General features: G+C 35.9%; 17 protein-coding genes and 1 tRNA gene. 4 read left to right on the forward strand and 14 right to left on the reverse strand.

The window, feature by feature from the left end; translation table 11 throughout:
- The first annotated feature begins 1 nt into the window (after position 1).
- Positions 2 to 526 (forward strand): hypothetical protein, encoded by a 525-nt coding sequence (locus U9K52_RS05370; protein ID WP_263602535.1) that lies wholly within the window; start codon positions 2 to 4, stop codon positions 524 to 526.
- A gap of 213 nt (positions 527 to 739) precedes the next feature.
- Here the strand turns inward: U9K52_RS05370 and U9K52_RS05375 are convergent, their stop codons facing one another.
- Positions 740 to 1,765, reverse strand: a complete 1,026-nt coding sequence (locus U9K52_RS05375) for a L,D-transpeptidase (protein WP_322925619.1) — start codon at positions 1,763 to 1,765, stop codon at positions 740 to 742.
- A gap of 307 nt (positions 1,766 to 2,072) precedes the next feature.
- Positions 2,073 to 2,146, reverse strand: a tRNA-Asp gene (locus U9K52_RS05380).
- Positions 2,147 to 2,818: 672 nt separating this feature from the next.
- On the opposite strand from U9K52_RS05380, the gene U9K52_RS05385 reads away from it, so the two are divergent.
- Genes U9K52_RS05385 through U9K52_RS05395 form a run of 3 tightly spaced genes read left to right on the forward strand, consistent with a single transcriptional unit; the run spans position 2,819 to position 5,687 of the window.
- The gene (locus tag U9K52_RS05385; RefSeq protein ID WP_072410600.1) at positions 2,819 to 4,021 is read left to right on the forward strand and encodes a di-heme oxidoredictase family protein; all 1,203 of its coding nucleotides are present in this window, start codon (positions 2,819 to 2,821) and stop codon (positions 4,019 to 4,021) included.
- A 2-nt stretch (positions 4,022 to 4,023) separates the two neighbouring features.
- On the forward strand, positions 4,024 to 4,470 hold the full coding sequence (locus U9K52_RS05390) for a ubiquinol-cytochrome c reductase iron-sulfur subunit (protein WP_051879933.1): 447 nt from the start codon (positions 4,024 to 4,026) through the stop codon (positions 4,468 to 4,470).
- On the forward strand, positions 4,467 to 5,687 hold the full coding sequence (locus tag U9K52_RS05395; protein WP_034975904.1) for a hypothetical protein: 1,221 nt from the start codon (positions 4,467 to 4,469) through the stop codon (positions 5,685 to 5,687). Before U9K52_RS05390 ends, U9K52_RS05395 begins: the two co-directional genes overlap by 4 nt.
- A gap of 285 nt (positions 5,688 to 5,972) precedes the next feature.
- On the opposite strand, the gene U9K52_RS05400 is transcribed toward U9K52_RS05395, so the two are convergent.
- The 12 genes from U9K52_RS05400 to U9K52_RS05450 all read right to left on the reverse strand — a co-directional run bounded on the left by U9K52_RS05400 (position 5,973) and on the right by U9K52_RS05450 (position 26,354).
- Positions 5,973 to 6,167, reverse strand: coding sequence for a hypothetical protein (locus tag U9K52_RS05400; protein ID WP_034975906.1), 195 nt, complete (start codon positions 6,165 to 6,167; stop codon positions 5,973 to 5,975).
- Between the two features lie 444 nt (positions 6,168 to 6,611).
- The gene (locus U9K52_RS05405; protein ID WP_034975909.1) at positions 6,612 to 7,403 is read right to left on the reverse strand and encodes a phosphatase PAP2 family protein; all 792 of its coding nucleotides are present in this window, start codon (positions 7,401 to 7,403) and stop codon (positions 6,612 to 6,614) included.
- Positions 7,404 to 7,613: 210 nt separating this feature from the next.
- Positions 7,614 to 9,662 (reverse strand): heavy metal translocating P-type ATPase, encoded by a 2,049-nt coding sequence (locus tag U9K52_RS05410; RefSeq protein ID WP_040995614.1) that lies wholly within the window; start codon positions 9,660 to 9,662, stop codon positions 7,614 to 7,616.
- A 27-nt stretch (positions 9,663 to 9,689) separates the two neighbouring features.
- On the reverse strand, positions 9,690 to 10,151 hold the full coding sequence (locus U9K52_RS05415; protein WP_034975913.1) for an MgtC/SapB family protein: 462 nt from the start codon (positions 10,149 to 10,151) through the stop codon (positions 9,690 to 9,692).
- Between the two features lie 11 nt (positions 10,152 to 10,162).
- Positions 10,163 to 11,893: an LTA synthase family protein gene (locus tag U9K52_RS05420; protein WP_228400877.1), complete on the reverse strand. Its 1,731-nt coding sequence runs from the start codon at positions 11,891 to 11,893 to the stop codon at positions 10,163 to 10,165.
- Between the two features lie 374 nt (positions 11,894 to 12,267).
- Entirely contained in the window at positions 12,268 to 13,164 is an 897-nt protein-coding gene (locus tag U9K52_RS05425) for a cation diffusion facilitator family transporter (protein ID WP_322925620.1), read from the reverse strand.
- A 26-nt stretch (positions 13,165 to 13,190) separates the two neighbouring features.
- On the reverse strand, positions 13,191 to 14,069 hold the full coding sequence (locus U9K52_RS05430) for a bestrophin family protein (RefSeq protein ID WP_322925621.1): 879 nt from the start codon (positions 14,067 to 14,069) through the stop codon (positions 13,191 to 13,193).
- 125 nt (positions 14,070 to 14,194) lie between these two features.
- A complete protein-coding gene (locus tag U9K52_RS05435) occupies positions 14,195 to 15,469 on the reverse strand; it encodes an efflux RND transporter periplasmic adaptor subunit (RefSeq protein ID WP_028123472.1) in 1,275 nt (424 codons plus the stop codon).
- A 1-nt stretch (position 15,470) separates the two neighbouring features.
- Complete coding sequence (locus tag U9K52_RS05440) at positions 15,471 to 19,835, reverse strand: CusA/CzcA family heavy metal efflux RND transporter (protein ID WP_072410604.1); 4,365 nt, start codon at positions 19,833 to 19,835, stop codon at positions 15,471 to 15,473.
- Between the two features lie 159 nt (positions 19,836 to 19,994).
- On the reverse strand, positions 19,995 to 20,324 hold the full coding sequence (locus U9K52_RS21265) for a DUF6660 family protein (RefSeq protein ID WP_072410597.1): 330 nt from the start codon (positions 20,322 to 20,324) through the stop codon (positions 19,995 to 19,997).
- Between the two features lie 193 nt (positions 20,325 to 20,517).
- Positions 20,518 to 25,677 carry a helicase-related protein gene (locus U9K52_RS05445; protein WP_042279187.1) on the reverse strand — a complete coding sequence of 1,720 codons (5,160 nt, stop codon included), beginning with the start codon at positions 25,675 to 25,677 and terminating at the stop codon, positions 20,518 to 20,520.
- The gene (locus tag U9K52_RS05450) at positions 25,674 to 26,354 is read right to left on the reverse strand and encodes a hypothetical protein (protein ID WP_034975921.1); all 681 of its coding nucleotides are present in this window, start codon (positions 26,352 to 26,354) and stop codon (positions 25,674 to 25,676) included. Before U9K52_RS05450 ends, U9K52_RS05445 begins: the two co-directional genes overlap by 4 nt.
- Positions 26,355 to 26,378 lie beyond the last annotated feature (24 nt).

Genomic DNA, 26,378 nt, shown 5'->3' on the forward strand with positions numbered 1-26,378 from the left:
TATGAAAACAGAAGAAACAACCATAGACAAAATAAGAACCAGACCGCGTTTTAAGATGTTTACCGATCTTACTAAAGAGGAATATGCAGAAAATCTTAAAAAATATCTGGCAGAACATACAGACGAATTTTCCGGGAATATCAACAAAGAAGTAGCGACAATTTGTGTAAAAACCGAAGATGAAGGCTATTGGAAACCCAGATTATCGTTACGGATAGAAATTGAGGAAGATGAGACGACAATACGAGGTATCTTTGGCCCAAGTTCGGCCGTCTGGACGTTTTTTATGTTCCTCTATTTTTCTTTTTCGATTCTTTGGATGGTCTTTTTTTCCATGTACTATGTAGAAAAGCAAATTAACAGCCATGATTTTCCATGGGCACTTAACGCTTCATTTGTAATGCTGATATTTATTGCTATTACGTATGCCGCAGCAAGGTTCGGGCAACATAAAGCTAAAGATGAAATGCTGAAACTCAGAAGATTTGCCGAAGAATCTACTTTACAATTTGAAAAAATAAATTAAAAGCAAAACCGAAAATCAGAAACAAAGTTAAACCTTATAAAAACACTGTTTCCGGCATCCTTTAAAAAAGCTGCGCAGGTTTAATGTGAAAGGTGCTTAGCTTTTGATTAAAAGGTGCGCAGGTTTTACATTAAACCTGCGCACCTTTTGTAATACTTCAAAGCATCAGCTTCTTGCATTGAAAATATTGAGTAAAAATTTAATCCGAGTTATCTAAGGTTCAACAGTTTTTGTGGTTTGTGGCATTTGCTCCAAAACCGCTTTCGCCGCTTTTATTGAATCTACTACCCTTTCCCTGTTATCCTGTTCTTTGAGTATTTTTTCAATATTGGGTTCGATCATTTTTGTCATTTCTTCAACAGAAATATTATTGGAATTTGGGTCATTAAGCAATTTTCTCCATGGCTTACGTTTTCCCCACGGGTAATCTCCATACACAAGAACTGCCGTTCCCTTTGCTTTGGTTGTTGCTCCTCCCGGATTGAGAACCCAGGTATCTGCATAATTGTATAGCCATTTTGCATCATTCATCAATAATCGTAAACAGGAGTGTGACGCAGGATATCCTGGCAGATCATACTGATGCCACCCGATTCCGTCCAAATTAAAGATATTAAAATTATAAGGAAGTTTCCATTCGCTGCTTACGGTGGAAATAGCCAATTTTTTCTTCCAGTTGGCAAACGTAAGTCCCGTTTTTGTTTTAGCTGCCTTTTTTCCCATACTTGTCGGACCCCATTTTACCAGGCTTCCGTTGGAATAAACACCGTATGCCTGAATCGGGTACGAGAAGACAACAAATTTTTTCACCGGACTTAAAACATCCAGCTGCATGGGAAACGGAGAATATTCCATTAACGTAGTATCAATCTTAGCAGGGACTACCAATGTATCTGCATTCCACTTATTTTTTGAATCAAGTCTGTTTAAAGCGAGAATCGCGTAACGTTCTTTTTCCGTAAATTTTTTATTAAATAAAGCAAAAAGAGAGTCTCTTACTTTTTTATCTTTAGGAAAAATATAGGCATTATAAAAACCATATTCCTGCATTGCAGGGGGTAATGACTGTTTCTGTACAACAGAATCTTTTTTTGCTGTCGATGAATCTTCTTTTTTAGAATCTTCACTGATGGATGAAGATGCATCATTGACTTTGTCGTTAATTTTTTCGATTTCCTTTTTACAGGAAACTACCGTTAAAGCTATAAGTAATGTGAAAAGAAATGATTTTTTTTTCAATATGTTTTTCATAAATAAGTACCCGAATCGTTTTGCAATTCAGTACAAATATCAGACCTAAATCCGAATAATAAAAATCAGAATTTAAAATACCGTAAAAATACGGGGCAGCTGTAAGACATTTTTAAATTCTTGATGATTCAAGAAAAGATATTTCTTCAGAAGGAATTTGATGCATCACAGAACAACCTGTTCCGATATAGAGATAACAAACTATATTGCTTTAAAATACTTCATTTTCATTATGTGGGAATCCAGTTTAAAATAAAAAAGTCATCAAAATTAATTGATGACTTTATAATTGCTGCGATCCGGACGGGACTCGAACCCGCGACCTCCGCCGTGACAGGGCGGCATTCTAACCAGCTGAACTACCGGATCAATTTTTTAAAGAAACTGATAAAACTTCTGCGATCCGGACGGGACTTGTTCTTATTTGAAAAACTCCCTATCCATAAGCTTTATGTCGTTCTCTTATTTTTAGGTCACCGAATAGGTCACTTTAATAAACAAAAATAGAGTGCGTCGTTTTTACTGGTGCAAAGATATGTTTTTTTTTATTTTTCACAAATAAATGTAGATCTTTTTTCTATCTCTTCCATAATCCACAGATTTTCAAATAACAAATATACCCTGCCCTAATCATTTTTCGCTTTTGATATAAATCCCCAAACCAAAAATCATTAATGAACTATCATCCTTTTTATCTTTGGTAAGTTTAGATGGTAAAATTGTATAATTTACAAAAAATAATTACCTACTACTATTAAGACGGTCAACCTTAGCACTTGGCAACCAACTGTTTCGTCTGGCTATTAAAATTTGTACACTAGGACTGTTCAATATCCACATTAATTTACTATGCGATAAAGGTTATTGTTTTTCAAGAAAAATATCCTAACAGCACATATCCTGAGATTAAATTCCGTTTCAAATTATCTAATCTTTATTTATAGTGTTTGCTATAAATGCACAGCAGTCATAAAAATAATTAGACATAGCGAAATAAAAAGTTAGATTAATCTAACTTTTTATTATATTTGAAAAAAAAACGTGAGCAAGAGATATATACCTATTATTATAATTTTCTATCTTCTTTTTCTGATCGTACAAGCTTGTGATAAACTTCAGCCTGAAGCGATAGATGAGAGTGAATTACTTGATGGCTCCATTGTGGGGTTATCATATGCTGAAAACCAACAATTTTTGCGAGGGGATATCGCCTTTAACGATGAAACCTTCACGGTCGGGAAAGGTCTTGGTCCAACCTTCGTGGCAACAAGTTGTGGAAGCTGTCATGCTGGTGATGGAAAAGGGACTCCCTTTACTACTCTTATACGTTTTGGACAGACTGACGAAACAGGAAATTTATTTTTGCTTTTAGGTGGTCCTCAATTGCAAAATAGGGCGATACCAGGTTATACTCCGGAAGCAATTCCTCCCGGAGCAACATTTTCTAAATTTACTCCGCCTGCCAATACCGGATTAGGTTTTATTGAATTGGTTTCTGATATGGATATTTTGGCAATGGCTGACCCTTTTGATACAAATAATGATGGCATCTCAGGAGTCCCCAATTATATTGATCTTCCGGCATATCAAGCACCATTCTTCTTTGCTGTAACAAAAGGAGGGAAGTATATCGGAAGATTTGGTAAAAAGGCATCCACATACAGTTTACTACAACAAACCGTTAATGCTTACAATCAAGATATGGGCATTACTTCAACTTTTAATCCTCACGATGTTTATTCAGGAATGAATGTTGATCCCGAAGTTTCTGATAAGACCATCGCAGATGTTGTATTTTATCTTCGTACATTGAAAACACCTATTCAGCGAGACGCAGAAAATAGTATCATTAAACAAGGTCAGACTATATTTTCTCAGATAAGTTGTAATAAATGTCATGTCCCGGAACTGAAAACTTCATCCTCCTCAATTTCACCATTATCCAATAAAAAGTTTTATCCGTACACAGACTTATTACTTCATGATATGGGTGCTTCTTTGGATGACAACTATACGGAAGGCACTGCGAAAACTTATGAATGGCGTACGCCTGCACTGTGGGGGTTAGGTTTATCTCCAAAATCACAAGGCGGTCAATACTTCTTAATGCATGATGGCAGGGCAAAAAGTATAGAAGAAGCAATACAGCTTCACGGGGGAGAGGCTGCAACCAGCAGAACCAATTACACTCAATTACCAGTCCAAGAAAAAGAAGCTATTATTAAATTTTTGAAATCCTTATAATTATGGACAGACTTGAATTTCTCAAAAAATGCAGTTTGGTCTGTTTAGGCTTTACTGCAATTCCTCCCATTCTTTCAGGGTGTATAAGCAATAAAATGATTTCAGGAGCGATTAAAGACGATTATATCATATTGCCTTTGGAGGATTTTATGGATACAAAATATCCTGACAAAAAATTATCCTATGTAATTATTCAAAATGAATCTCTCAAATATCCCATTTGTGTATTTCGTTTTTCGGAAACTGAGTATGAAGCATTATGGATGCAATGTACCCATCAGGGTAGCCAGTTACAAGTATTTGGAGATAAGCTACAGTGTCCTGCACATGGTAGTGAATTTTCCAACCAAGGTTTAGTACAAAACGGTCCTGCTGATCAGACCTTAAGAAAATTTCCAGTATACATAGAATCGGATTTTTTGAAAATTTCTTTAAAAAAACCGGTATGAAAAAAATTATCTATCTAATTATAATTTTAATTTTTCAGGAAGCCACAGCACAGATAGATTCTGAATTACTAAAAAGAATACCTGTAGACAGTTCTCGCTCTTTGAACATGGATGCCGTTTACAAGCGTCCCTTCTTAGGATTAGGGAAAGTGCCTGTCTCTATTGGTGGCTATGCGGAAGCCAATTGGCAGCATATCAGCACTGATGGTATATCTGATGGACATCAATTTCAATTACGTAGGATGACACTTTTTGTATCTTCTACAATTTCCTCAAAAATTAAATTTCTGAGTGAAATAGAATTAGAAGAAGGAGGTAAAGAGATTAATATTGAATTTGCTGCCATTGATGTAGAGTTTAATCCCTTGCTTAATTTGAGAGGAGGAATTATTATGAATCCAATTGGTGCTTTCAACCAAAATCATGACGGTCCGAAATGGGAGTTTACCGATCGTCCTATATCTGCTACAGAAATGTTGCCTGCTACATTCAGTAATGCTGGTTTCGGATTTTATGGAAAAATGTATAAAGCCGAGTGGATGTTCGGATACGAGGTATATCTATCAGGAAATTTTGATAATTCAATTATTGACAATAATCAAAACAAAACGTACTTACCTGCTGCCAAAAGTAATCCTGAACGTTTTGAAGAAATTAACAGCGGTGTTCCTCTTTTAACAGCAAAAATTGCCACAAGACATGAAAAAGCAGGAGAATTTGGAGTCTCTTATATGGGAGGAATCTATAATAAATTTCAGGATGAAGGTCTTCAGGTTGACGATAAAAGAAGGGTTCGGGTATTTGCATTGGATTATAATAATACACTTCCAAACCTTGGAACTTTAATTACTGCAGAATGGGCTTGGGTTAAAGTAGATGTCCCGGAAACTTATACACAACAATATGGAGACAGGCAGCATGGAGGATTTATAGACATTGTTCAGCCAATAATTAAAAGAAAAATTTTGGATTGGGAAAGAGCAACCGTTAATCTTGCATGCCGTTTAGAGTATGTAGATTGGAACGTAGGTCATTTCAGAGAAGACAACAGCAAAATTGGAGAAGATTTATGGAGTATTATGCCTGCAATCAGTTTTAGACCCAATGCACAAACTGTTTTTAGACTTAATTATAGATTTCAGAAACAGAAAGACATTTTTGCGAACCCTGCGGCAAAAACTGTAGGCTTCAGCTTTGGTATTTCAACGTATTTCTAATAATTTGCCTCCGCAGATCTTAGGATTGAGCAAAAAGTCATTCTTGAGTTAATACTCCGTGGATATTCTTTATGTTTTTGTTAAGGGACAAAAAGCAAGAAAGACTGTTTCGTAGGATTACTGGAATTAGCGAATTCAATCTAGATTTTATACATAACGACTCAATTAAATATTAATATTTGAAAATGCTCACTTATGAAGAAAGATTAAAATACGGTACATTATATTATTAAAAATATACTGAATTCCAGTATTGAAATTCAGTATTTATAAGAACTATGCTATTTACTTCTTATTCTCATCATGATGTTCTTTCTCATCGTGATGTTCTTTTTCTTGATGATGCTCGGCCTCATCGTGATGCTCCGGCTCATCTGCATGTTCAGGACCCTCGTGATGTTCCTTGTGCGGATGATGTTCTTTGTGTTCGTGATGTTCTGGATGGTCGTGTGTCTCTTTTTTTTGATCTTCGCTGTTCATAACATTTTAATTTAAAGGTGAATATTAATTTATATATGTTGTTATTTGTGAAAGGCAAATAAGATGCCAAAACAAAGCTATAATCTACTGATTTTAAATACTTTCCATTGTTTTAAACAATATTGCTTCAAACATCTAAATAATTTTAAATGTCCTTTAAAAACGTGATATGTTAAAACATTACTCTAAAAAAATATTATTTCTATCTGTCCATAGTTAACTATTGATCGTTTTAGGAAGTAGATTGATTAGTTTTTACTTTGATGATATTTAAAATGATGGTCTTTGACAGGATGAAAATATTTCTTAAATCCATATGTTATAAGAGATAGTATCAGGATACTAAAAACTATCAAATAGAATATATCTTCTGACGCAAGCCGATGCTTTCCCCTCCTGATTATTCGTCTCCTAAATCGTCTTTTAAATCCCATAATTTCTCATTTAAAAAAATAGCTGGTAATTCAAACCCAAACTTTTCTGCTGATAACTCTTCTGGAAATAAGGAGAAATCATAGATAATGTTTTTTCATTCTTACTTTTAAATAAAGTTTTGATCTTTGGATATAACCAATATGCTATCTCAGTAGAAAAAATTCCGATACCAGCACCAGACAGGACATCTGTAACCCAATGCTTATTATTGATGATTCTGTACACACTAGTAAAAATGGCAAACGGATATCCTGACAGACTGATCCAATAATTGCTGTCCCTATATTCTCTGAACATAAACTGTGCAGTTGAAAATGCGATCGCTGCATGACCTGAGGGAAATGACATATAATTTGATTGATCAGGCCGCTCCCTGCCGATCAATGATTTTGAAGGAATAACTATTGCCAATAAGATAGCTTGTGATGTTGCTAAAATGATCGTTCGATCTTTTAAGTTATGTTTCCCTCGAACACCCGCTATGTTTAAACCATAAACGAGCGCAGCTGGTACAAATAAGGTATAGTTGTCTAATTTTGAATTGTTTAATGTATGATCGTTTACCTCCCTTCTCACATCATAATCAAACTTTTTGATTTCAGGAATTGTAAAACCAATTGCACCTGCCGATATCAAGCTAACCGGAACAATAAGTTTTTTATAATCCAAAGTATCATCTCTTATTATTAAAGAATCTTGTTGAGCAGTTTTTTGCAATGACAAACTATCCTGAGCATAAATACTTAGAGAGAATTTCAGTAAAAGGATTAGTATTGAGTTTTTTTTTACATAAGTCCACATAAAAATTATATTTCTGATTTTTATTGTTCGGATCTAACATTAATAGTATTCAATTTTATATCGTAAAATTGGATGTAACTTCCCTGTTCCCATCTTTTATGGGAACTCAATCTTAATAATATGAGTGGAGGCAAATTTTCCTTAGAATTGTAATATCCTAAGGAAACAGGATACTAGAATTTGCTCTATTTTTATCTGTGATAATCTCTTTTAAAATTTCATTCTTTGAATCCTGACTGCATTGAGTATTGCAATCAAAGCAACTCCCACATCAGCAAATACAGCTTCCCACATCGTAGCCAGTCCACCAGCTCCAAGTACGAGCACGATGGCTTTTACAACAAAGGCAAGAATGATATTCTGCCAGACGATCCTTTTGGTCTTCTTTCCAATATTGATCGCCATAGGTATTTTTGATGGTTTATCATCCTGGATCACAACATCGGCAGTTTCGATGGTCGCATCGCTGCCAAGTCCACCCATTGCTATTCCAACATCACTTAATGCTACTACAGGCGCATCATTTACACCATCACCAACAAAAGCCACACTTTCATTTCTTGCTTTGATTTCTTTGACCTTGTTGACCTTATCTTCCGGAAGCAGGTCTCCAAAAGCATTGTCAATACCGATCTGCTCAGCCACATATTTTACTACAGTTGTCTTGTCACCACTTAGCATAGTCGCTTTTACATTCAAGCTATGAAGTTTTTCAACTGCTTGCTTTGCATCGTCCTTGATTCGGTCGGCAATCGTAATGAATCCTGCAAATTTTCCATCATATGCGATAGCTATCACCGTATATACGATTTTGGATGGGTCTACATCATAACCGATCTTAAATTTATCCAATAGTTTAAAATTACCCACCAGGATTTCCTTCCCATTAGCTCTCGCTTTAAGCCCATGCCCTGCAATTTCTTCAGTATCCTCTAAATTGATCGAATTGTTGATCTCTCCTACAAACTCGTGAACAGCAGTAGCCACAGGATGGGTACTTTTACTTTCAACAACATTGACCAATTGGAGAATCTCATCTTTGTCAAATCCTTCTTTAATGGTAACGTCCTGAACTTTGAAAACACCTTCTGTCATAGTTCCGGTCTTATCCATTACCACATTCTGAATCTCAGCGATCTTATCCAAAAAGTTGCTTCCTTTAAATAATATACCATTGCGGCTCGCTGCTCCGATACCTCCAAAATAGCCAAGCGGGATAGAGATCACCAATGCACACGGACAAGATATAACTAAGAAAATCAATGCTCTGTACAACCAATCTCTGAAAACATAATCATCAACAAAGAAATAAGGTACTAAGCAGATCAAAACAGCTAATGCAACCACAATTGGGGTGTAAATTCTTGCAAATTTTCTGATAAAAAGTTCAGTCGGAGCTTTTTGAGCTGTTGCATTTTGTACCAGTTCAAGGATCTTACTGAGTTTGCTATCCTCATAAGCTGTATTAACCTTAATCAAAGCTACGCTGTTCATATTGATCATTCCGGCTAAAACTGTTTCACCTTTATTTTTAGAATCAGGTTTGCTCTCTCCTGTTAACGCTGCGGTATTGAAAGACGCAGAATCGGAGATCAGTTCTCCGTCCAATGCCAGTTTTTCTCCTGATTTTAACTGAATCGTATCCCCGATTTTGGCTTCGGCAGCTTTGATTTTTTTAGGCTGATTATTTTCAATAATCGTTACCTCATCAGGACGTTGATCTAAAAGAGCCTTAATATTGGTTTTAGCTCTCGACACAGCCAGAGTCTGAAAAACCTCTCCTACTGCATAGAACAACATAACCGCTACTCCTTCAGGAAATTCTCCGATAATGAAAGCCCCTATCGTTGCAATGCTCATAAGGAAAAATTCTGAAAACACATCACCTTGTTTGATACTTTCAAATGCCTCTTTTAAAACCGGTAGGCCTACCGGTAGATAAGCAACACCGTACCAGACAATACGTACCCAGTCTTTAAACCATTCAGGCTTAATGTAATTGTCCAATGCAATGCCTGCTAATAACAATACCAAAGAAATAATCGCAGGCAAGAACATCTGAAACGCTGTTTTATCAGTTTCTGCATGATCATGTCCATCATCATCTGTATGTTGATGATCTTCCGTTTTCTTCTTTGGAGCGCAGCATCCGTCTTCTTCAACTAATTTTTTGGCTCCAGCATCTTTATAGATTTTGCCTTCCTGTGGAGTACAGCAGAGCTGCTTTCCATTTTCGTCGTAGATGTGTTTATGTTCCATAATAATATTATTTTTATGATTTTTAGGTTACTTTATATATATATCCTGGTCTGATTGTCTTCCGGTTTTTAGAATTTTTTTATACCAGCCAAATTTGTTAATACTTAAGATGAACAAGGTAAGAACAGTTGCTAAAAAAGATAACAAAAACATGTTCAGTGCAAGGGCAGATCCTATTGCCGATGCAGCCCATAAAGCAGTGGATGTTGTAAGCCCCTGCATGCTTTTGGAACTATCTTTAAATGCCAGTCCAGCTCCGATAAATCCTAAACCGGCAGGTATCGCCGCCAACATTCTCGCTATTGCAGATTTATCATCTGTAAGATGCGAGGCAACTGCCACAAATAAGCAAGAAGCCATACAGAGAACGCCAAAAGTGCGAACCCCTGCATCTTTATGGGCAGTTTCTCTTTCGAAACCTATTATCGCGCCAAAAAACAGTGCTAATAATAATTTTCCGGCAAGTAAAAGTTCAAATTTTAGATCCATTTTATATCACTTTATCTAGTTGTGGTTATATTTCCCTTTTTAATCCGCTTCTGTTTTAATCCTTCATTCTTGAAAAGATAGTAGGCCGACTGATAATTTGCTATCGCTTTTTTTACATACTGTTCAGACAGCATCTCTGGATTTTGTTTATTTTTCTCCTTGTCATACAAATACGTCTCTGTTTTTTGCTGTGGACCTAGAATAACCAATTTGTTGTTTTCCATATATCCAAGTTTCTGATAGGTACTTACAAATATTCTTGGAATATAGCTTTCGCCTAAAACATTTTTACCATAAAGATTACTCTGATATGTCCAACCTAAAAGTGCGAAAAGTGTTGGATACAAATCGATCTGAGAGCACATTTTTTCAATTCTGAATGGTTCGTTGTCGTTCAGGTTGACAATCATTGCAGGGATATGGTATTTTGCGACATCGATATCGTTCTTGCCCGCACTGCTGGCACAATGATCTGCAACAATTATAACAATGGTATTTTTGTACCAGGATTTATTCTTTATCTTTTTAAAAAACTGACCGATCGCATAATCTGTGTATTTCACGGCGCCTTCCCTTCCCGATCCCGAGGGAATATCAATCTTTCCTTCAGGATATGTATAAGGACGATGATTGGAAGTGTTCATTACAAAATCGTAAAAAGGTTTCCCCGCTGCAAATTTTTGATCTGCTTGCTTTATCACCTGATCATAAAGATTTTCATCACTAATACCCCAGGCATTTTCAAAAGTGACCTCATTGTCTTCTATTGGTATTCTTGGAGACTGATAATCTTCCCCTACAAAAGAATTTCTTTTCCTGTCAACAATTGTGTATCCATTATTACCGAAATAATTATTCATATTATCAAAATATCCATCACCACCATATAAGAATGAAGTATCATATCCCTTTTGACCGAAGATAGATCCTACAGTGGTCAGATTATCGTTGTCTTTCCTACGAACAATACTATTCCCCGGTGTAGGCGGAACGGCAAGTGAAAGTGCCTCCATTCCTCGCACGGTTCTTGTTCCGGTAGCATACATATTGGTAAATAAAATGCTTCGATTCGCCAATGAGTCCAACGTAGGTGTCAGATTCTGATTGTTGCCAAATGTTTTCATAAAGTCTGCACTGAAACTTTCCAATGTGATCATAATAACATTGGGCTTCTCAGAGGAGTCATCTCCCTTAATGTTACGTACAATTGAGAAATCTTTTGATACATAATGTGAGTCAGTTTCCTGCAGATCAGTTCTCACAATATTAAACGCCTCTCTATTATCGATGAGTGTGTAGAAGTGCTCATAATTGATCTCGTTATTTTTATAAGCTGAAAAAAAAGAATAGATTCCTGATTTTGACAACTCATTCCTATACCTGTTCTCACTGCTCTCTGCTAAACTGTTGTCAATAAAAAATGTGTAGAAGACTGAAATAAAAAGCAATCCTAAAAAAATAGTGAATCGCTGTATAAAAGGTGTACTGCCTTCAAAATTATCTGTGAAATAATGCCTCTTATAGAAAAGTAAAAATACCAAAGAGGTCATTAGTAACATGGCTGTAATGAGCAATGGCAAAGGATATGATTCATTAATATTATTGATTACTTCATAGGTATAAACCAAATAATCAACTGCAATAAAATTAAACCGACTTTCAAATTCCTGCCAGAATGTTACTTCAGCAAAAAATGAAAACAACAATATAAGCACAGCTACAGTAAAACAAAAAAAAGTCATAGCTCTATTGAAAAGCGAATTATTATATTTCTGGGGAAACAAAAGCAGATATAGGCTGTATGGTAGCACAAAAAATACCCCTACACCAATATCAAACAAAAATCCCATAGCAAATACTTTCAACAATGAAATAAAACTAAGATCAGCTTTTTGAATGCTGGCCACAGAAAGCCCTATCCTAAGAAAAAAGGACAAGATCATGTATAATAAGAAAAAATTAGTGAGCAGGCTATAAGTGCTTCTCTTAATTTTAATTAGTCTCATAAACAAGTTTTATAAGTGATTAAAACATTATTATCCTTTGAAATCAATTTTATGTGATAGAGAACTAACCATTAGATTTTATTTATTATCAATCTATTTTTACCGTTCATCTATAAGTGTATTACACTTTCATCATAGCCTTCATATTCGATTTGAAAAGTGGTGTGGGTTATTTTAAAATCTGTTGTCACTTTGTCTGTTACTATTTTCAGGATTTCGTTGCGATTTTTATTTTCATCTGCAATCACATGAGCACTCATGGCATTAACGCCTGACGTAAGAGACCAAACATGAAGATCGTGGAGTCCCTTGATTTCCGGGAGTTCTTCCAGTGATGCTCTAAGCTTGCTGATATCTACATCTTTCGGTGTACCTTCCAATAAGACATTAACCGCTTCCATAAGCAACTTTAAGGTTCTGGGAATGATTAATAGACCTATTGCCGCAGAAATGATCGGATCTGCGTAATACCATTGTGTTGTCAGCATTATCACACCTGCGATCATTACTCCTACGGATGTCAGCATATCCGACAAGACCTCAAAATAAGCACCTTTCATATTAAGACTTTCATTGGAGTCCTTTCTTATGATAAGGATACCGATGATATTGACCACAAAACCAATTCCTGCAACGATCATCATGGAGCCACTTTGCACTTCAGGAGGATTTTTAAATCTTTGAAATGCCTCATATAAAACAAATAATGAGATACCCAATAGCACAACAGCATTAATCACAGCAGCCAAAATCTCTGTGCGATAGTACCCAAATGTTTTTTCAGGACTAGCCTTTCTCTCACCAATTTTGATTGCAATAAATGCTAGGAGTAAACCGACAACATCTGTTAGCATGTGAGCAGCATCCGCAAGCAATGCAAGACTTTTTGTTGCAATTCCTCCAATGACTTCAGCAATAAGATAAGTACCACTTAGTGCTAGGACGATGAGTAAATTTTTCTTATGTCTGCTTGATGCAGATCCAGTCTGTTTATTTGTGTCGCTCATAATTTTATGTATTTACTAGATTGACTCTACATTTCGAAGTAAGTATTATTTTCTTTTTTAACAGGAATATCATTTTCTTTGATCATCTGTAAAATATTGATTTCTATAGTTTGTGCAATAGATGTCATTGGCGTATCCACAGGAGTATTCTCGAAAGGATCCTGCATGATGATTGCTGTTTTCTCAATGGCTATAAATAGCAGAGGAATAGTGATCGTTGTAATAATTTCCAAGGTGAGCTGGGAATCATCCAATCCGAAAGGGAGTATAAAAGCAAAAACATATATAAGAGTATGCAGTAAAATACTATAGGCACGTGGAAATACCGTATTTTTCAATCTTTCACATTTTCCCATATTGTCACACAGCCTCATGAGAACTTCGTTAAGCTGAACCTCCTTGAAATCTGATACCAATCCTTTTTCGGCTATTTGTCTTAAGTGATAAGAATGTTCATCCAAAATTGCATTGGGTATATTAACAGCGTTAATCTGATGCATATTCAAATACTCCCCTACTTTACCGGAAAAAGGCTGTTTTCTTAATGCTTCGCCTAACGCATAGACCCATACGATTTGTCTTTCTGCAAATATTTTAACGTCCGCACTATCCTGAGGAATGAACTGAATAATTAATCGGATAAGAGACCTGGAATCATTAACAATAGCACCCCAAACGGTTCTTGCTTCCCACCATCTCTCGTATGACTGCGCCGTCCTAAATGCAAGTAGCAGTGATACAGCAGTTCCTAAAATTGCGGGAATGCTTAATGGAATTGATATTTTTTTGAAAATAGGATGCAGATCCAACAAACCTATACCTACAGCAAGTATAACAATCAGTAATATTTGGCTTTTAATTTGATCAATAAAATACCAGATTGAAATTTTCTTGTTTAGTAACATAACTTTTGTTTATAGATTTGATATAACATTATGATACGTAGTTCACGATTTAATTCGATTCGTAGCATAATGTTATTTTTTATTACAGCTGAAACTTTTATATAAAGGCTTTCGTAATAATAAATCTAATCTTCATGCCCTCCTGAATTAGATAATTTAGCATTGACGAAGAATGCACCTTTTACCACAATGTTTGTATCAGGTGCAATTTTGGTCACTGGAGTGATTGCAGTATAACCTAGATCTGAAGAACCTTTAACAATTTCTATTTTCTCAAAATTCAATGTTTTTCCTTGATTCTTGGTATGCGCTGCCTCTTTTGTACCTTCCTCTTTCTCACCCCCTTCTTCCTCTTCAGCATGTTCTTCAGGCTTTTTAGAAGTCTGTATGAAAACATAGAATTTACCGTCAGCTTCCACGATTGCTTCATCAGGAACGGCAGCGGTGCTTGAGTTTCCAAGGCTTACCATTCCGGTAACATTCATCCCATCGATCAACCCCACTTTATTTCCTGTAACACTCGCATGTACAGAGATCGTTTTACTCTCATTTTCGAATGACGACCCGATACTAAATACGGTAGCGTTATACAAAGTTTCCGGATTATTGGTCAGCTTAAACTGTACAGTTTGTCCAACTTTCATTTTAGGTAGATCCTTTTCAAAAACCTGAAGATCTAAATGGATAGAACTATTATCAATAATATCAAGAACTGGTGATGCCACATCAACATAACTTCCAATCTGCGCATTGATACTGCTTACGGTTCCACTGATCGGTGAAGTTATAACCAACCCAGATCGTAGATTACCATTGCTTACTTTACCCGGGCTGATCCCCATAAGCTGGAGCTGTCTCTGTAGTGATGATCTTTGGGTTCTTAAACTTTTTAATTCAGCATCAGAGCTTTGCAGATTCTTTTTTGCTCCGGCATCATTATCAAATAGTTCACGTTGCCTTCTATATTCCTGTTCAGCAAACGCGATCCTGCTGTTCACTGTAAGATATTGCTCCTGAAGCTGAATATACTCGGGATTATTGATTGATGCAATTACCTGCCCTTTCCTCACATGATCTCCTATCTGTACATTTAATGTCTTAATCACCCCACCATACAGAGAGGTAACGGTAGCTTTTCTATTGTTGGGAACACTCAATACACCATTGGCTTTAACAAGTGAGGTCAGATCTTTCATCTCAATTTTACCTAAGGAGATTCCGACTGCTTTCATTTGTTCTTCTGTTAATGCCGCGATCGTTTGCGGTGCCTCTTCATGAGCCTCCTCTACCTGTTCGGTTTTTGCTTTTACTTCCGTTTCCTCAGAGGCTTCTTTTTTTCCACAGCTTAAGACTAAAAAAGAAATTAACAGCGTAGATACTATATTATATTTAATTTTCATTTTATTTGTTTATGATAGAATTAATGGTAATAACAGATTGATTAACCTGTTGAATCGATTCGAGATACTTTAATTGAATATTGGTAGAAGTCTGAAGCGCAAAAAGATATTCAACGTAGGAAATTTCTCCTGTTTTATATCCCAATTGTCCGGCTTTAGCTATTTTCTCAGCATTGGGTATAGCCTGATTAATATAATAATTATATTGCTCTACATCCTGCTGATATTGATTCAAAGCGTTTTCCAGTTGCGCTTCCAGCTGTTTTTGCTGTAATTTTGCATTAGATTCCGCTACTTGCTTTTGGAACTCCCAAGATTGCATTCTCGCTTTTGTAGCACCGAAAGTCAGGGGAATCGTAACGCCAATAGTTGCTGCGTGAAATCTATTTCCCGCATTAAAATTCCGATCCATACCATTGATCGTCTGGGTACCGATTAAAGACTGATTGGTGTAACCTATACTGAAATCAGGTAGGCCCAGAGACCTTTCAACGTTTTTATTTTTTTCTGCTATGGTCATCTCCTGATAGTAAGACCTTACTGTTGGATGATTCGCTATTGACGCGCTGTCAAATACATAATTAGCTTTCAGGGGCTCATAATTTGTGTTATAAGGAACCGAGATGTCTCCCGAAGTATTCAATAAGGTTTTTAAGTTTTTGTATGCATTATTCAAATAAACTTCATTTTGCTTCAACAACAAATTGATCTCCCCTTTCTGAGTTTCTGCAGTATTGATCTCTATCTTTTTAATATCTCCTGATTTAAATCTGACCGTAGCAATTCTTATAAAATCCTGATATAAACTATCCAGATTTTTTAATTTTGACTGGTTAAATTGCAGATATTCGATCTGATAGTAATAGGTCCTAACCTGTCTTGCAAGTTCGTTGACCGAAATCTCCTTATTGATCTGCTTTCCTTTGATCTGTTCAGCGATAAGTTCTCTTCTTGCTTTAAACAATGTTGGAAACGGAATACTTTGAGATATAGAAAAAGATTGATCGAATTTTTTACTGTTGTATTGGCCTAACTGAGCATCTAAACTCATTTTTGGAAGTTCTTTAGCAGTAGGTTTCAGTGCCTCTGTTACTTTAATATCCAAATCTTTCGACCGCATTAAATTATTGTTGGTCAATGCGATGCTCGTAGCTTCCTCAACTGTAACAGGGGTACCTTGTTGTGCGTTAAAGGTCTGTCCAATGAATAAAAAACCTAAAACTAAAACCGCTGTCAGTGGCTTATTACCTGAAGGCTTTTTGATTTTTAGTTTAGTACTGAAGATAATGTATAACATCGGTAAAACAAAAAGAGTCAAGAAAGTTGCTGTAACCAGTCCCCCGATTACAACGGTCGCCAAAGGTTTCTGAACTTCTGCCCCGGCTCCGGTTGAAATTGCCATAGGTAAAAATCCTAATGATGCGACTGTGGCTGTCATTAAAACAGGTCTCAGACGAGTTTTAGTTCCTTCCATCACACGTTTTAAAATATTGGTTTCACCTTCCTTCTCTAACTCGTTAAATGTTCCGATCAACACAATACCATTAAGTACCGCTACACCAAATAATGCAATAAACCCAATTCCCGCGCTGATACTAAAAGGCATACCGCGAAGCATTAACGCGAATATACCGCCGATAGCACTCATTGGAATTGCCGTAAAGATCAAGGCAGCCTGCTTTAGCGAACCAAAAGTAAAATATAACAGCATAAAGATCAAAAATAATGATACAGGTACAGCAATGGTCAGTCGTTTACTGGCAGCTTTAAGATTCTCAAATTGTCCGCCATATGTATAATAATATCCTGATGGTAATTTTTCTTTATTAAGCTTCTGCTGGATTTCTTCTACTACACTTTCTACATCTCGGCCTTTTACGTTAAAACCAATGACGATTCTCCTTTTACCTGCCTCACGACTAATCTGTGCGGGGCCAAGTTTATAATTGATATTGGACACCTGTGAAAGCGGGATCTGTATTCCTGTCTTCGTAGACACCATCAGATTGTTGACATCATCAATACTGGTTCTATGTAAACTATCCAAACGAACCACCAGATCAAACCTTCTTTCATTCTCAAATACCTGACCTGCAGCCTGACCTGCAAAAGCAGTACTTACAGCAGTATTTACGTCTTCAATATTCAGCCCGTAATTAGCCATTCTTGTGCGGTCATATTCAACATTAATTTGCGGAAGACCACTAACACGTTCGATCTGTGGAGCACTCGCACCATTAACAGACTGAATAATTTTTGCTGTTTTATCCGCATATATCGCTAAAGAATCTAAATTTTCACCGAAAATTTTAACCGCTACATCTTGTCTGATTCCTGTCATCAACTCATTGAAACGCATCTGGATCGGTTGATTTTTTTCGAAAAATACCCCGGGAATAGCTTCAAGCTTTTCAGAGATCTCATCTGCTAATTCATCATATGATTTTTTTGTTTTCCATTCACTTTGCGGTTTTAAGATCACCATCATATCAGTAGCTTCAGGAGGCATTGGATCAGTAGGCACTTCAGCAGCACCGGTCTTCCCTACAACCATTTTAACTTCGTCAAACTGCTTGATCAGCCTGGAGGCCTGCATAGAGGTTTCAATACTCTGACTTAATGAACTTCCCTGTGGAAGAATACAGTGAAAAGCAAAATCACCTTCTTGGAGTTGAGGGATAAACTCGCCCCCCATTCTTCCAAATATAAATAATGAAACTGCAAATAATGCAACAGTAACACTTACTAACCAATATTTTACTTTTAAAGCTTTCTCTAGTAGAGGTTGATAGATTTTTTGGAGTCGGTTCATCATTTTATCTGAGAAATTTTCTTTATGCGAGATTTTCTTCGATAAAAAAAGTGCACTCATCATTGGAATATAGGTCAATGATAATATCAATGCACCAAAGATTGCAAAACCTACAGTTTTAGCCATCGGAGTAAACATCTTACCCTCAACACCTACTAACGTTAAAATAGGAATGTAGACAATCAAAATAATAATCTCCCCAAATGCTGCGCTGCTTCTGATTTTAGAAGCTGAAAGAAATACCTCTTCATCCATCTCAGACTGGGTAAGAAGACGTGTTGTTTTCCGCAATCCTAAGTGATGAAGAGTCGCTTCAACAATAATAACAGCTCCGTCGACAATTAATCCAAAATCAATCGCCCCTAAACTCATTAAGTTGGCACTTACTCCGAAAACGTTCATCATTCCCAAAGCAAAGAGTAAGGACAACGGAATGGCAGATGCCACAATAAGACCGGCTCGTAAATTACCGAGAAATACTACCAGCACAAAAATCACTATCAACGCTCCTTCGATAAGATTTTTCTCGACAGTATCAATAGCTCTGCCAACTAGATTAGTTCTGTCTAAATAAGGCTCAATAATCACATCAGTAGGTAAAGATTTTTGAATAGTTGGTATTTTTTCTTTGATTAATTGCACTACCTCATTACTATTAGCACCTTTAAGCATCATCACCACTCCACCTACAGCATCCACCTCACCATTAAATGTCATGGCACCATATCGAACCGCACTTCCCAAACGAACCTCAGCAACATCTTTAATGAATATAGGCACACTCCCTGTTTCATTTTTAACTACAACATTCCCAACATCTTCAAGAGAGGTCACAAGTCCAATTCCACGGATAAAATAAGCATTAGGCTTTTTGTCAATGTAGGCTCCGCCTGTGTTCTGATTATTTTTTTCAAGAGCTGCAAAAATATCAGAAATACTAACTCCCATCGCTCGTAGACGATCAGGGTTAACAGCGACCTCATATTGTTTTAGCTGTCCTCCGAAGCTGTTAATCTCTGCAACTCCGGGAGTACCATTAAGCTGTCTTCGAACGATCCAGTCCTGCATTGTACGAAGTTCTTTGGAATCGTATTTTTTCTCACTTCCTTTCTTTGGATGAAGGATGTATTGATATACTTCCCCAAGTCCTGTACTTACCGGAGCCAACTCTGGTGTGCCAATTCCTTTTGGAATTTCTTCAGCAGCCTGCTTCAGCTTTTCACTGATCAATTGGCGGGCAAAATAAACGTCAACCTCTTCTTTAAATACAACAGTGATTACAGACAAACCGAATCGTGAAATACTTCTGGTCTCCTCAATATCAGGAACATTAGCAATACTCTGTTCTATAGGGAATGTCACCAACTGTTCAACTTCCTGACCGGCCAAAGTAGGACATACCGTGATTATTTGAACCTGATTGTTGGTGATGTCGGGTGTGGCATCGATCGGAAGTTTGGTTGCGCTCCAAACTCCCCAAATAATCAACAACAAGGTCATTATACCAATGACAATCTTGTTCTTGATGCTAAATCTTATGATTTTATCTAACATGAGAATATAATTTTTATTGAATGTCACAACTACCTTTTGGAACAACTATTTGTTCTAAAAATCGAGCGACAAAAATGAGTAAGAATACAACGCAATGCTATTGCAATGTTTCCATAACTGTTTTGACGAAAGACAATTCTTCCGTCTGATTAACAAAAATTATATTTTAGGAGGTTGCCATATCTGATCGTACACCAAATATGCAAAGTCATTCTTTATGAAAAGAATTTTTTTAGAATAGTACTCTTTTATCTGTTTACGATATTCTAAAACAGGATTTATTTTGAGCGAAGTAACGCTGATTCTGCAGCAATTACAATAACAAAAAGGAGAACAAGAATCTGTTTTTGAATGAGCATCGTTTTGCTCAGATTTTATATAGGAATATGATACATTTTCATTTTTTGATTGCGCTTTTGCAACATCCATGCATGGCATTAATGATAATGCCATGAAGTAGACTGTAAAAAGCAATCTTAGAAAATTCATGCGACAAAGTTAATTATTTTACATTTATAAATATATATTAAATTTTATCTATTTTTTTAAAATTTATTACTAACAAGACTTTTAAAAAAAATTATTTATACTACAGTATCTTACAAAGCACAAATCTCTTTTAATAATCCGTACTAAACAATCAATATAAATATATCTTACTAAGCTATATACAAATAAATAACTACCTTCTTCGGACAACATTCTGAAAATTATCTAAGTAAATATTCTCTTTTTGGTTTAATACTTTATCTATAAAATCTACTGTTGTTAAATTGTTATATAAAACTGTATTTTCCCTCGCTCTTTCTCTCACATAATTTCTATTTTCATTCGCTTTAAGCTGTTCCTCTTTTTCTATTCTGTATTGAACTACTAAATTTTCTCTAACTGCTGGAAGCTCTTCCAGCTTTTTATCCAGTTCCGCAATTTTATCTTCAGTCATTTTGGTTTGATATTCAATTTGAGTAACATCTATTCCTTTCTGAGCTAAATTTTCAATTACTTCTTGTACTTGAACTTTATGAAGTTCAATTGTTTTTTGATATGATGGTAATTGGGTTGCCCAATATTCAGCATTTGCATCGCCATTTTTCGAATAGCCTTCAATTCTATTATATGAATGCTCGGCTTGGGTTACCAATTCTTTTACTTTCAAAACATCTTCATATTTTCTCAGAACAAATGCACTATCGGCCAAATGTTTATTTTTTTCACTTTCAATCTTCTTTTTAATGAGTTCGATTTCGATATTGGCTCTGGTTTCGGGATTGGTAATGATGGAGGTTTTTAATTCTTGAGTCCTGATGTCTGAAATATCCAAAACATCGGCTCCTTTTTTCATTGCTTCTAAATATCTTGCCTGTTTGGATTGCAGTTTTTGAAGCATAAACACATCAATACTGTCATTGGTCAGCATAAAATTAACCCGCACATTTTCGTTCTTGTTTCCTTGCCTCCAGGCTCGTCCTTCCACTTGTCGGAGTGACGTAAAATTATATGGCAACGTAAGCATATAAACATCGGTTGTGTTTTCCTGAAGGTTCATTCCTTCCTGAATGGCTTCACTTCCAATAACTACTTTTATTTTTCCTTCATTAAAATCATTTTGAATAGAAATTCTTTGGTTTTTATTGGTCGCCCCGGTAATGATTCCGATTTCTTCGGGTTTGTAACCAATTTCTGTTATGAGATATTCTTTTATTTTTGGAAACTGAGCAACTGCTAATTCAGAATACACAATTTGTCCTGAGTCAGGAAGATCTTTTTTGTTCTGCCTTATCAAATCCATCGTGTCTTTTAACTTCGGAGAATTTTCTATGAATTTTTTTATTGAAGGTTCTTCGCCATCATAAAATGGCGATAAATACGGTGAAATAGCAATCAATCTGGCATTGAGAATATGTGTTAAAATTGCTCCTTTTTCAGTCTCACTGAAATTTTCATTGAGCAGCTCATACTGTTCTCTTGTGAGATCATTCTGTTCAATTTTATATTCTTTGTTAATTTTGTTGGGACGAATTAATTCAGGATTGTCTTCTTCTCCTTTTATATCAATGAATTCCGAAAGTAATTGTTGAAACAGCGAATTATTTTTAAATCTCCGAACGTTGGCTTTAAATTTCACATCACCCTTTGCATCAATTTCCATATCATTATCCGCTTCCATAAAGGTCTCGAAGAAAGTATTGACGTTGAAATATCCCGATTCTTCTAATCTTTTATTTGCTATTAAAGAAAGAATGGAATAATATTCCAAAGGCTTGTTGGTAAAAGGCGTTGCGGAAAGCAAGGTCACATTTCTTCCGTCGTTTTTGTCTTGAATGTACTGAGCTGCCATCCAGGTATTGATTCCCAGTTTGGAAGTCTGTTGGTTTTGACTTCTAAAATCGGACGCAAATCTTCGGTCCTCAATTTTTACTTTTCCTACAATATGATTGGCATTGTGAACTTCGTCGTAAGTCAAATGGTCGAATCCAAAATCTTCCCAGTCATAGATTTTACCACGCTTCATTTTTCCCTCAATCTCCTTTTCTTTCTGAAACTCAATTTGGAGGTCTCTTTCGGTATTGGTAACGCCCTTCATTTCACTTGCAGAGATGTAACTGAATTTTGACGAAAGTTCTTCGGTTATTTCTGATGAAAATCCAATATTGTTAAAACCTTCATAAGTAACGATGGTTATTTCTCCGTCTTTATTATCAAATTTTGAAAGGTCATAATCTTTCCCCAAATTCCCTAAAACATTAACTTTCGCGTTGGGAATCGTTTCAAAAATCGTTTCCACCCATTGTTTCATAATGCTGTCATTCGGAACTACGATGATTGGTCTTTTCGCATTTCCTCTTTCCATTGCTTCGTGCATTGAAAGGATTCCGGACAATGTTTTTCCATAACCCACTTCGTGCGCTAAAAGTCCTACGCCTTTTGTGGTCTGTCTTCCGATTCCCGCCTTCTGAACCTCTGCTAATCTAAATTCCTTTCCTTTGAAATTCTTATGAATCTTTGAAAACAATGGGAATTTAGAATAATCCGGAACGTGGATGTTATTGTAATTGCGGTTAAAATCTTTTACAAAACGAGTTCTAATGTCATCTGATAATTCTTCACGTACAAATTTGTAAAACAAATCATTCGCAGCAGCTTTTCGTCTTTCTCTGACTAACGCATTTCGCTCTTTATCGCTTCCTGTAACCGTTTCATTATCTACAAAGCTTCGCACTTCCCAAGCTGAAGAACCCGCAAAGGCTTCACTTGACAAAGTGCCTACAAAGTCTTTGAATCTTTCCGCAAGATTGTAATCTACAATGACTGATTCGGTACGTTTTGTAATATGATTATATTGGTCTTTTTCTATTTGGCCTAACTCAAATTTGTGCACGAACTCGTGGTTCGGACTGATATAAATTTCATCTAAAGATTTCGCTTTTGGTAGAACATTTTCTAATAATGCTTTTTGTTTTTCGTACTGATTTTCCGTTCCACCAACAGCATTTTTATCTGCAAAATCTTTTTCGAGCTGCTCTAACTTCGCATAAATATTTCCTTCTGCATAATAAAAATCGTGAATCCAAACTCCATCAGAATAATTTGAAAATTTGGAATGTTTTTCGTGATTGTTGAGCGTTCCATCGTAAGATGTATCTCTGAATGCTTCAATTTGTTCTTTCGTAATGTTTGAACTATTTTGCAAGGAAGTATTTACAATTTCATCCTGTTTGGAGAATTGATATTTTAAAATTCCTTTCTTTATGGAAGGCTCCGTTTGGACTTTATATTCCTTCTCAGTTCTCGTATTGTGAATAGAAATTATTCTATCACTTTTTTCTATCAATTCTTTTAATTTTTCTTCTGAAAACGATGCTGGTTTTGTGATTAAATCTTCGCGCAGTTTTTCATACTTTCTTATTTCAGTCGTAATGGTGGGAGATTTAAACTTGATGTTATTGAGTTTAGAAAGTACCAATTCAATTTTTTCTTGAGTTTCTGTTAAATTCAACTCATCTATTTTCTCCGCAATAATTTCTTTTTTTACAGGAACTTTTGTAACAGAATTGGACTCAGTATTTTCTAAAAACAAATCTTCAAAAAGATTTCCGATTCTCTCGGTTTCTTTTTTATTTTTAAATTGTTCAATCTTAAAGAGAGCTTCATCCAAATTTCCGTGGATATAATTTTCCAAACGCCCAAAACGATTGGTTTTCTCACGGTTTTCCCCGAGAACTCTTGTGTGATTATTTTCAAAATATTTGGAAATATCCGCAGAAATCTGGTGATTGTTTTTTTTGAGAATGATAATATCCGTTCCGATTTGTGTTCCTGCAAAAGCGCCATTGGGTAAACGGAAACCTTCCAAAACACTAGCATTCTGTAAATTCTTTTGTCGGTTGAGCCAACCTGATGGAAGAACCATCGCCAAAACGCCGTTGGGTTTCAAAGAATCTAATGACCGTTTAACAAAATAATCTTCGTATTTTGAAATTTTAGGTTCTTCGCCTAATCCTTTGTAAAGCCCACGATGTTCGCCATAAGGCGGATTTCCGATGACCAAATCATATCTTTCTGAAAAATCTTTTGAGTCTTTTTTATTACCTCTGTCATCAATAAATTCAGTTTCAAACGAACGAAGGTTGATCTCGACTTCGGGATGTAGAATTTTTGCAATTTTCGCCGTGGTTTCGTTGATTTCAAAGCCTGTAATTTTAGAATTTACAGATAATTCGCGAGTGGCATAGATAAAATTTCCTGTACCAACGCTGGGTTCTAAAACAGAAATTTCTTTTTGAGTTTTGAAATGGTCTTTGATTAAATTGCGGACTGCATCGACAATTTTATCTTGTGTGTAATATTCATCTAAAATCCCTCTGCCTTCTTTTGCGGTTCCGCCACTTTGGAATTGATTGCAGATTTCTTTTAAATCATCCGTGACTTTCAGATTTTCTTTGAGAAGAATTCTGTTGTCATTAGAAACAAAACAAGCTGCAGAAACTACTTCCGCAACTTGTTCATTATTAAGTTTTCGCCCTTTATATTTTGAAATGAGAACATCTAGCTCTACCTTATTTGTTGAATTTTCACTTACCTCGGAAGGTCTTCTATCGGATCTTCTTCTATCGGATATAGCTCTCCCGGATACGATTCCGCCCAAGGAATATTCTCTTCCCTCATTTTTTTCATCATTTTGCGGTTGTGTTCCTCCATTGGATCCTCTTCCTCGGTTTCGGTTTCCCAAATCGCTCCGTTCTGTGCCTGCAAGTCCATTTCCAGCATTGTTGCTGCCCACTGCTTGTCCGCTTTCGTAACTTCCGTTTTGCTCGGATTGGATTTTTGAGCCAAGTTCTCCAGTGTTTTGTTCAGGTGTTCCGTTTCCCACTTGCTGAGGATCGGATGTTGTTCCGGATTCAATTGCATTGCTTTCATTTTCAGAAATTTTTGGTTCAACTAAATTAGTATTTTTATCTTGAAAATTGAGTTTATTCTCTAAATATTCGGTCAGGTCTTGATTCCCATTTTCAGAAATTTCATACAACGGACGAACGTCTTTGATATTTTTGCCATTAAATTCTGTAAGAATTTTTCTGGTTATTGCATTTCCTGTTCTGTCCCCGCTCAGACATAAAAACATTTTGCCATCATAATTCTGGTATCTATTGAGGAACTTTTTGCTATTGGAACCGGAATTTAAGGTAATAATTGTTCTATTATTGACTTGCTTGTTCAATTGAAGAAGCTCCAAGAATGAAAGCATATCCTTACTGTTTGTGAAAACAATAAGTTCCTTTTTATTTCCTTCAACTACAGAAATGTCATCATTTATCTCATTAAAAAAATCTTCATCTTTCACTTTTTTCTGTTTTTTATGAAGTGGTTAAATTCAAAAATTTCTTTGGCTTCACTGTCCCAGTTTTTTCTTGATATTAATTGAAGCGTCACGAATATGTCCGTCTTTTTATTGTAAGAATCAATCCTTTCGAGCCTTCCGTGGTAGTCCTTTTCCGCGTGTTTGTAAATAGAGTACGGTAAAATAGTATCCGTTGGATAAATGTAAAACCGGGTGTACATCCAAGGTGAGTTGATTTCAAATCGTTTGTATTTTTTCTTAAACAAAACCGTATCATTCAGATTTTTTCTGTTTCTGTAATTGGGGATTTTTTCCTGAGAAAACAATGTTCCTCCTTTTTTCTTTTCAACCGAAAGCGGCTTTTGTTTCTTTATGATGTCTGACAGAATAATTTTGCCGGGATTTTCATTTTCAATAGTATAGCACAATGAATCTTTAATGAAATAAATCTGTTGGGTTATTTCGGGAGCATCAACATCCGGAATCCTTTCTATTATGGAATCTCCTGAATAATTAAGGCTTGACAAATGAAAACTTTGGATATTGTTCAGATTTTTGGAAACATCAAAATATACATTGGAGACAACATCGATTCCTCCTTTTTCGGATTTGATTTCTTTGTGGCAGGAAGTGCTTACAAAAAGAAAAAACAAGCTGGGTAGTATTAAAAGTTTTTTCATAGATATAGGGTTTAAAAAAGCGGC

The sequence above is a fragment of the Chryseobacterium sp. MHB01 genome, assembly GCF_034651565.1.
In the GTDB taxonomy this organism is placed as follows: Bacteria; Bacteroidota; Bacteroidia; order Flavobacteriales; family Weeksellaceae; genus Chryseobacterium; species Chryseobacterium nepalense.